This is a genomic window from Rhodococcus sp. PD04, from assembly GCF_035918275.1.
Taxonomy (GTDB): domain Bacteria; phylum Actinomycetota; class Actinomycetes; order Mycobacteriales; family Mycobacteriaceae; genus Rhodococcus; species Rhodococcus rhodochrous.
Genome location: NZ_CP142144.1, coordinates 518,549 through 527,914 on the forward strand (window position 1 = coordinate 518,549; position 9,366 = coordinate 527,914).

At 63.2% G+C, this 9,366-nt stretch carries 4 protein-coding genes, 3 pseudogenes and 1 other annotated feature; of the genes and pseudogenes, 3 read left to right on the forward strand and 4 right to left on the reverse strand.

Going from position 1 to position 9,366, the window contains the following annotated elements:
- Window positions 1-141 precede the first annotated feature (141 nt).
- On the forward strand, window positions 142-1,221 hold the full coding sequence (locus U9J23_RS26645; RefSeq protein ID WP_272269789.1) for an IS110 family transposase: 1,080 nt from the start codon (window positions 142-144) through the stop codon (window positions 1,219-1,221).
- Between the two features lie 660 nt (window positions 1,222-1,881).
- Here the strand turns inward: U9J23_RS26645 and U9J23_RS26650 are convergent.
- Window positions 1,882-2,865 (reverse strand): hypothetical protein, encoded by a 984-nt coding sequence (locus U9J23_RS26650; RefSeq protein ID WP_272269792.1) that lies wholly within the window; start codon window positions 2,863-2,865, stop codon window positions 1,882-1,884.
- Between the two features lie 116 nt (window positions 2,866-2,981).
- Between U9J23_RS26650 and U9J23_RS26655 the strand changes: the two are divergent.
- Window positions 2,982-3,298 (forward strand): annotated as a pseudogene (locus tag U9J23_RS26655) (transposase); the annotation flags it as partial.
- Between the two features lie 17 nt (window positions 3,299-3,315).
- On the opposite strand, the pseudogene U9J23_RS26660 reads toward U9J23_RS26655, so the two are convergent.
- The 3 genes and pseudogenes from U9J23_RS26660 to U9J23_RS26670 form a co-directional block, all read right to left on the reverse strand.
- A pseudogene (locus U9J23_RS26660) lies at window positions 3,316-4,362 on the reverse strand (IS1634 family transposase); the annotation flags it as partial.
- 116 nt (window positions 4,363-4,478) lie between these two features.
- Window positions 4,479-5,939 (reverse strand): group II intron reverse transcriptase/maturase, encoded by a 1,461-nt coding sequence (gene ltrA, locus U9J23_RS26665; protein ID WP_326603236.1) that lies wholly within the window; start codon window positions 5,937-5,939, stop codon window positions 4,479-4,481.
- A 527-nt stretch (window positions 5,940-6,466) separates the two neighbouring features.
- Window positions 6,467-7,063, reverse strand: a pseudogene (locus tag U9J23_RS26670) (IS1634 family transposase); the annotation flags it as partial.
- A gap of 129 nt (window positions 7,064-7,192) precedes the next feature.
- Window positions 7,193-7,324, forward strand: a sequence feature (AL1L pseudoknot).
- On the opposite strand from U9J23_RS26670, the gene U9J23_RS26675 reads away from it, so the two are divergent.
- Window positions 7,232-8,167, forward strand: a complete 936-nt coding sequence (locus tag U9J23_RS26675) for an IS3 family transposase (RefSeq protein ID WP_068165451.1) — start codon at window positions 7,232-7,234, stop codon at window positions 8,165-8,167. Its footprint overlaps the feature before it by 93 nt.
- Window positions 8,168-9,366: the final 1,199 nt, after the last annotated feature.

Genomic DNA, 9,366 nt, shown 5'->3' on the forward strand with positions numbered 1-9,366 from the left:
GCGTCCGGTTTCCCCCGAGTTGGCTCATTTCGTTAGACGATGTGAGGGGCTGGGCCGGGACCTCACTCACATGTAACCGTGGGTTGCCGACAGGAAATGGGTCCTCGCCGGTAGAGCCACAAGATGTGGGAGGCCCCAGCAATGAATCAGCGTACGAGTATCGGATTGGATGTGCACGCACGATCGGTGGTCGCCTGCGGCCTCGACGGACAGACCGGAGAACTGTTCGAGCGCCGTCTCACGCCGGACCACGGCGAGATCCTCCACTGGATCCGTTCGCTGCCGGATCCGGTAGCCGTGACCTACGAAGCCGGCCCCACCGGGTTCGGCCTCGCACGGTTCCTGACCGCGGAAGGGATCGAATGTCTCGTCGCGGCACCATCGAAGCTGCAACGCCCGCCAGGTGACCGGATCAAGAACGACACGCGTGATGCACAGCATCTGGCGCGACTTCTGCACCTCGGGCAGATCGTCGACATCGCCGTGCCCAGTCTCGAACAGGAAGGCGCCCGTGATTTGGTGCGGGCCCGTGAGGATTGCCGCCGAGATCTGATGTCGGCGCGCCACCGGGTATCGAAATTACTTCTGCGGCAAGGGATCGTCTACTACGGTGGGTGCGCGTGGACGAAGGTGCACGACACCTGGCTGCGTGCCCAGCACTTCGACGCACCCGGTCTGCAGCTGGCGTACGAGAGCGCCTACGACGCCATGCTCGCCGCACTCGACCGGCGGGACCGACTCGACGGGGCGATCACGCAGATGGCCACCGCCAGCGAGTACACCCCGGTCACGGTCCGACTCGGCTGCCTACGCGGAGTATCGACACTGACCGCGTTCGGCCTGGCCGTGGAAATCGGCGATTGGCAACGCCTGACCGGCCGCTCGATCGGCGCCTACCTGGGATTGGTGCCCACCGAACACTCCTCCGGAGCGAGCAGGTCGCAGGGATCGATCACCAAGACCGGCAACGGCCACGCCCGCCGGCTGCTGATCGAGGCCGCCTGGCAACACCGACCTCAGTATCGCCCCGGAGCCGATCTGCGACGCCGCTGGGACAAGGCCACTCCCGCCGCCCGAGCACGTGGCCAGCACGCAAACCGACGGCTGCACGAGCGCTGGGTCGGATTCGACAACCGTCGTAAACGGCCCGTAGTGGCCAATACCGCGATCGCCCGCGAACTCGCCGGCTGGTGTTGGTCGCTGGCCGTACTCGATCCTTGACCACCGGTTCCCCGCTCCGGCACCCTTCGGCCGGTGAGTATGGTCATCGACTCGGCCGGTGGCAAGGTCGGTTCTCCTCGCTCCGCTGCGGGGACTCCATCTTGCCACCTCTGGTCGTCGACGACTCCCAGCTACAGGGACCAGCGGATCGGGGAACCTCACCCCCACCACGTCCGGACGAATCACGGTGGTGACGGCAGCGCCTGGGAGTGATCCGCGAACGCACTATGAGCAATCCTCACCGCCATCGTGGGCGATCACGCTCGACGTTAGACAAGCGAGCCACTCCAGCCGAATAACCGTCCTGCGGTAGCCAATCCGCGTATATCAGAGTTGACCACGCGTCGAAACCGACACGCTCGTCACCATCTGACATCGACCGGGCTCACAGAGGCGGCGCCCCCACGACGACGGTCTGCGGCGTCGCCTCACCCTATGCCCTTGACAATCTGGTGTACATATCAGTGCGTGAAATCAGGCCGATCCCGACGAAAACCAGCAGGTCACAGACGTGAGCTGTCGATCATCCCGAGAACATGAGCCAACTCGGGTCAGAGTAAGAACGGTTACGTGTGGACATGCGGACAGAGGGAACTTCTGGGGACTTGACCGTGTCAGGCGCCGAGAGCGACGTCCAGGTACCGCTGGCTGCGGGCTTCCTCATTGGGTAGAGGGAGCTTTGTACAACCTGACAGTGTCACCTCTCGTGACGATGATGTCTGCATCGTTGCTAGGCATGTTGTCGATGCCTAGCCAGGCCCCCCTCATCGACTCGGGGGAGCCTTGGAACGTGATGTTTTCGGCAAGGACAAAGCTGTGTCCGCCGTATCCATAGCTCGATAGCCCATCTTTCCCTTTGGGATAATTGGCGAACTTCACAGTGTTGTACTGGGGATTCAGTAGATGGACGAATGCCTTCTCGGCATCGGCGATCACCGCTTTATAGTGTGCATCCCAGTCCTGACCGTAGCTGTCGAGGAATTCGTCCCCGGTCTCGATGGTTCTGAATACGACTGGATCTGCTGCCCAAGCGAAAAGGAACATCTCGTCTGTGACCCGGGAGTTCGGCTGAGTCGGGTATTCGTTGCCGAGGATCTTCTGTCGTTTCTCATGGGCGCCGGCGAATAATCGGTCATAGGTGTCGGTTTCCTTAGCGATGCCGACGTAGAGCAACCTGTAGGTCGCGAACTCCCGATGTCTGTGCAATCCGTGGATGCCCGCCTTCTTTCGGCCGACGTCGTAAATCAGTTTCTCTGTACTGAACCACTCGAACGGGTGCGCTCGTCCTGAGTCGATGTCGTCTTGTGATTCGTTTGCGAACAACTTGATGATCTTTGGTCCTAAGCGGATCTCAATATCGTCGGGGGCATTACCAACGCCGAACACGTTCTCAGCCAGAGTCTCGCAATCCAGCTCGAAACGGTCGGTCAGGCTGTTCCCGGATTCAAGCTGGATTTGCAGGTTGGAGCCTTTGGCGACGAGCGAAGTAAATGTCGCTTCGGCACGCATAGCAATCATGTAGAGTTCGCTTGACCGTAGTCGCTCCGCGACCTTAGGATCCTTCGTAATCCATTCCGCTTCCTGATTCGATACGGGAGGATAAACCAAGAAGAAGGGGCTGGTCATAACGTTGATTCGGTCCACGCTGTCACACTACGGAAGGGTGGGCTGCGCAGCATAGGGAGAGGTGGACGGATGCCGCCCCAGCTGTCGCGTACCGGGTCTGTTGGAGGGTCTCATCACACGGAAGGATGAGATCCATGGGAGCACCGCGAAAGTACCCGGAGGAGCTGAAGGAACGAGCGACGCGGCTGGCAGTCGAGGCACGCCGCGATCCAGGATCGAAGACAGGAGCGATCAAGCGGATCGCCGAGCAGTTGGGCATCCATCCCGAGGCCCTGCGCACCTGGGTTCGTCAGGCCGAGATCGACGGTGGTGTCCGCCCCGGCACCACGACGGACGAGGCGAAACGGATCGCCGAACTCGAACGCGAGAACCGAGAACTGCGCCGTGCCAACGAGATCCTGAAGACGGCGTCGGCGTTTTTCGCGGCAGCGGAGCTCGACCGCAAACTCAAGCCCGAGTTGCACCAGATTAGTGTGCCAACCCCGACCGGGGATTCGCGATGCCGAGAGAGTCGAGGATGTGCACGGCGTCGTCGGTTAGTGGATCGAAGGCGGTGTGTTCGTGGCCGGCGATCGTGACGGTGACTTCCTGCAAGGGACGCAAGGTCCGCACGATCTTCCTGATCGATATCCCGGTCGAGTCCTGCAGATAGCGTGAGATCGCCAATGCGGTGAACACGACGGTCAGGTGCGCCTCGATCGACTCCCGGGTGTGACTGAAGATCGGGCGGGCCCGCAGGTCGGTCTTCGACATCCGGAACGACTGCTCGACATGCCACAGATCGTGATACTTCCCCATCACCTCCTGCGGATTCATCAGTGAGACAGGCAGGTTGGTCACGTAGCCTTTCAGCCCGATGAGGGAACGCGCCCGGGCCAGAGCGTCGGTGTCGAGGGACTTGCCCTTCGTTGTGTTCTTGACGAACCGCGGTGCTCTAGCAGCACGGGTGCCGTCAACGACCTCACGGGCCCGGGCTTCCTGCGCGTTCAGGGTCTGGTTGTCCCGCACGGCACGCTTGGTCGAGTACGCCCAGATCGCACGCCACGCCGACGTGTCGGCCGGCTCCCACACCGGTTCGCTGCGGCGACCGATGTCGTTGACCGAGCTCTTGGCGTGCCGTGGGGTGACGGTGTCGATGATCTGCCCGTCGGTGAACACGTCCCCGTGCCAGTGGAAATGACTGGCCAGATCCGCCGGAGCCTTCGTCACCCGCGATCCGACGATGAACTTCAGTCCGGCAGCATCGAGATCCTTCAGATTCGTCGACGACAACATGCCGGCGTCGGCGGCGATGACCATCTCCACCCCGTCGATATTGTGGCGGGCCTGGAACTGCCGCACGATCGGCACGATGGTGCGGGTCTCGGCATGATTTCCCTCGAAACACCCTATCTCCAAAGGAAATCCGGTGCGGTCGACGAGCAGTCCGACGACGATCTGCGGGTCCACCCGGCGCTCTTTCGAGTACCCGACTTTCCGCAGGTCGTCTTCCTTCTCGGCTTCGAAGTACAAGGTGTTGGGTGGACCCGGGGCGCGGTGGCGGCATTGCTGCTGCTCCGTTTCCCCGGGCCTCCCGCCGAACCCGCCGTGCGCCTTTCAACGCAACGGGCTCTCCACGACGATGGTGCCGGTCAGGCAGCCATGATCGGGTCGTAGGGACTGGGGATCTTCGTCCCGCGGTACCAGTAGCGTTCGATCCGCACTCGAGTGGGATCGAACAGGACCGCATCCGAGGTCGCGATGGGTCTCCAACTGCCGTCGGAACGGCGGAGCCATCGTTTGACCTTGGACCAGTTCCAACGACGCTGCTCGCGCTGCCAGGCCACGAACCTTCGCCAGGTGAAATACCGGAGGAAGGAAAACCGTCGCCCGGCCAGCGCGTGGCGGAAATAGTAGGTCCAGCCACGCAGTGCCGCGTTGACCTCGACGATCACAGCCGTCAGGGGCCGAGGAGACCGGCGTGGGGTCAACTGGCGGATGGTCTGCTTGATCGACCGAAACGCCTTGTCGGCGATGAAGGTCATGCAGTACCACTTTCCGCCTCCTCGTCGTTGCCTCCACTGGAGGTGGAAGCCGAGGAAGTCGATCCCATGCTCGAGGTGCGTGATGCGGGTTTTGGTCTCGGACAAACGGAGTCCGATCCCGCCGAGCACCTCGGTGACTTGTTCTTTCAAGGCGAGTACGTCATCTCTGCTGCCGTTGGTCATGATGACGAAATCGTCCGCGTAGCGCACGATCCGCCAGTTGCCCATCCCGCTACGCACCCGTTTGCGACGAGCCCACTGCGTGGCCTGATCGCCACCGGGTTGCCACGGAGCCATGATCGCCTCGTCCAGAGCGGACAACGCGATGTTGGCCAGCAGCGGTGAAATGATCCCGCCCTGAGGCGTTCCCGCATCGGTGCCGCCCTGGCGGCCGAGCTCATCGAGCACCCCGGCCTTGAGGAACGCCCGCACCAATGCGACGGTCTTCTTGTCCGTGATCCGTGCCCGCACCCGTGCGAGTAATGCCCGGTGATCGATGTGGTCGAAACATCCTTCGATGTCCGCGTCCAGCACCCACCGGTACCCGCGTTGGGCGTAGGAATGGATCTCGGCGACCGCATCGTGGGCTCGCCGCTTCGGCCGGAAACCGTATGAGACCGGCAGAAAGTCGGCCTCGAAGATCGGTTCCAGCACCATCTTCAACGACTGTTGCACGACCCGGTCGGTCACGGTGGGGATCCCCAACGGGCGGGACTTGCCGCCCGGTTTGGGGATGAGCACCCGCCGCACCGGCGCGGGCCGATACGTGCCGTCCTCGATGCTTGCGGCGATCCCGGACAAGAACGCCTGGACCTCGCCGCGCTGTTCGATCCGGTGCACTGTCGCACCGTCGATCCCAGCAGTGCGAGCTCCTTTGTTGCGTGCCACCACCGACCAGGCCATCCGAAGATAGTCCGGGTGGGACACGAGGTTGAACAAGTCCCCGAACCGCGCACTGCGGTCGGTCTTGGCCCACCGGTGATACTTGATCTGCGTCCGCGCTACCCGATCCCGGGCGATATCCGCCCGAGGCCCGGCGCCGGAGTTCACCGACGCGTCTTGCGCCATCGCAGTACCTCCTATCCATTGTCGCTGCCGCCCTTCCCGATGTGTCCGGCTCTCCCGGACTCGCAGTACTACGGCGGCTCCGCCAGCTCCCGGATCGGTCGGTGGACGACGCACCCAGCCACCCCGCAGCACCGGCTGCACCACGGTCGTGGCAGATCCGAGAACCTTCCCGTGTTCACTCGCTGTTCGCTCACCGAAGGAGGCACCCGGCTATCTGCCTGCGGCACCCACCGGCGACTACTCCGTAGTCCTTCGCCGCCGGCCCCGCCCGGGAAAAGTAACTCGTCCCCCGGACGGTCTGCCTGCCCGTCACTCCGGCAGACAGCTCACCGCGCCCGCCCCAAATCCGCAGGGTTAGAGGCGGTTATACGTCAAGACAGGTGATGACACCGGTTCCTCGCGTATACCTCTTCGGCATCGCTCGCCGCGCCCACGTCATCCAGCGGTGCTGACGCGACACGGCTTTGTCAGGGCTGCTCCCACCCTCCCGGGCGTCTCCCCGGTCAGGCTGCCCCCAGCTTCATAGACTCCTGGCTACGGCCAGGCTCAAGGCAAAGGTCTCTCACCTCCGCTCGAACAGCAAGCGCCTCACGGCGCACGGTCACGTCGTAGAGCAGCAGGTTCAGATCCCCCGCGGTGGCGGCATGCTCGAAGCAGCGTCGTGCGATGTCGTCGCGGTAACCGTGGGCGGTGCACCGCTGCAGAGTTCGCACGAAGGTGTTGCGGTGCGCCGGGGCAATCCCGATCTCCCGCAGCACTCTGCCCGCATCCGCAACCGACGTCGGCTCGACGAGCCGGGCTGCCACGAGCTGGAAGAACGCCTCGTTGTCGACCACATCGAACCCGAGACGCCGCCACGCAGCAGCAATGACCTCAATCAACCACCGAGATCGCTTCCCGGTGATCGTCGGTGCGGCACTGGTGGTGGTGCCCAGGTCGAGGTCGAGCTCTTGCTGGCCGGCGAGCAGCTTGGTTCGAGCGGTTTCGAGCAGCGCGGCGAGCTCGCTGTCGGTATGGGCCGATCCGAGGTGCTCGAGCACCTTGTCCCGGCGTCCCTGCTTGGCCGCGATCTGCACCGCGGTCGCTCCCGAAGCGGTGCGGACTTTGCGGATGTAAGCGGCCACGAGGCGGAGTCTACCGAGCCGTTAGTGTGCCATTTCCCGAACACGCACCGTCGCTACCTGCACAGATACACCGGACCACCCGGAAACCGGCTCACCTGGTGCAACTCAGGAGATCCTGAAGACGGCGTCGGCGTTTTTCGCGGCAGCGGAGCTCGACCGCAAACTCAAGTGATCGTCGACTACATCGACGCCCACAAGGCCGGTCACGGGGTCGAGCCGATCTGCAGAGTCCTCACTCGGACCGGTGTGCAGATCGCCCCGTCGACGTACTACGCAGCAAAGACCCGTCCACCCTCAGCGCGGGCGGTCCGCGACGCGGAACTGATCGAAGAAATCCACCGGGTCCACGCCGAGAACTACGCCGTCTACGGTGCCCGCAAGGTCCATGCGGAGCTGCAGCGGCAGGGTGTCCGGGTGGCCCGGTGCACCGTCGAGCGCCTGATGCGCGCCGAAGGGTTACGCGGCATCGCCCGGTCGAAGAACCCCCGGACCACGATCGCCGCAGCGGACACCGACAAGCCTGCTGACCTGGTCAACCGCGGATTCACCGCCTCAGCACCGGACCAGCTGTGGGTCGCCGATATAACTTATGTCCGCACGTTCGCCGGATGGACGTATGCCGCGTTCGTCATCGACGTCTTCTCACGCCGCATCGTGGGATGGCAGTTGTCGACGAGTCTGCGCACCGATCTCGCACTCGATGCATTGGAGATGGGCATCTGGACCCGCGAGCATGCAGGTCAGGGCCTGTCGCAGTTGATACATCACTCCGACCGCGGAGCTCAATATCGAGCTATCCGCTACACCCAGCGCCTTGCCGAGGCCGGCGCGGTCGCTTCGGTGGGCAGCCGCGGCGATTCGTATGACAACGCCCTCGCCGAGGCGTTCAACTCGCTGTTCAAGGCCGAGCTGGTCCGTAACAAGGGACCGTGGCGCTCTATCGATGACCTCGAAATTGCGGTGGCCGAGTACATCGATTGGTTCAATCACCGGAGGTTGCACGGTGAGATCGGGATGATCTCGCCCGTCGAAGCCGAACAGTCCTACTACGATTCACATAGTCCCGCCGGAACAACCGAGCGGGTCGTCGAGAGCCTCTACTGAAGCCGGGGCGCAACAGATCTCGTACTCGACTCGTTCGGATGCGGAGTCGGCGGTCCATAGCCAGCCGCCGCCGTAGAGCATTTGTCCGCACTGTCCGACGAGCCTGTACTGCCCTTGTGGCAGGTCGGCGCGTGTGATGGTGACGGTCTGTCCTGCTTGTGGGTAGCGGGTGGTGTCGGTGGGATCGGACGGGGTGCCGTGGGGATCTGGATTCTCGAAGGGAAGTACCGAAGTGCTGAAGCCTTCGGGGGACCCGATGATTGCGAGGGTGCATGTGAGCGTGGCTCCGCTGATGATGCGCGGCTCGTTGGGGTTCGTGATTGTCGCAGTGATTGATGAATTGTCGCTGGTGAGCGTCACGATGGGAGGGAGCACAGCGGGGCCGGCGCTGGCTACTGTGGGAAGGGCTATCAAGGGCACCATCGAGGCGATTGCTGCGACAACAGATCGTTTCATGCCGCTTTTCGTATCACGGTCCGGGTCTGGATGTGTGGATCGACGAGGGGGGAGACGGTGAGCCTGCGTGAGGGCCAGGTAGAGGCGTTGCTGACGACGGTGCGTTTGGGTGGTGCGGGAGGGGATCGTGGTGCGGTTTCTGGATGCGCCTGATCCGGCGGCTGAGAGGGGTTGTTCGGTTGATGGGGTGGGGGCGGGGTCGTGTGTAGTGGTCCGGCCTTCTGCCGTGTCGGCGGGTGTGGGTGGGTCGGTGTGTGGGGTGATGGGGGCGCGGTGGGGTGCTGTTTTCGGCGTGTTTGTGAAATATGTTGTGGCGCAATGGTTGTTGTGAATTATATTGTTGTGCATGATTTTATCGATGTAATGCGCATGTTCGTTTTGTGATATCAGGATATGTGCTTGGTGTGTAACGGATTTGGTGATTGTGCGTGTTTCTACTCGTCCGGTGCTGTTCTGGGGTGTGGGGTATGATGGGAGCATGATGTCGGGACGGGGAGTCAGCAGCGCGGCGGTGGTGTGCGCGGCGCGCGCAGCGCGTCCCGGTCTGTCGATGCTCTCCGGTGTGGCATGTGAGGTGACGATGAAAGACGTTGGTGCACATGAAACCGCGCTGTCGAGCGGAGCGCAGCGACGCGGGCGACGGCAACGTGACTGGACTCCCGTCGAGCCGCGCAGCGCTCCCGAGCGGGGAGCGTAGCGACCCGCCCGTTCCCCGGCGCGGAGCGCCGGGAGAGCGCCGCGGA

Coding starts and splice junctions, on each gene's coding strand:
- U9J23_RS26645 (WP_272269789.1), top strand. CDS start 142: ATGAATCAGCGTACGAGTATCGGATTGGATGTGCACGCACGATCGGTG.
- ltrA (WP_326603236.1), bottom strand. CDS start 5,939: ATGGCGCAAGACGCGTCGGTGAACTCCGGCGCCGGGCCTCGGGCGGAT.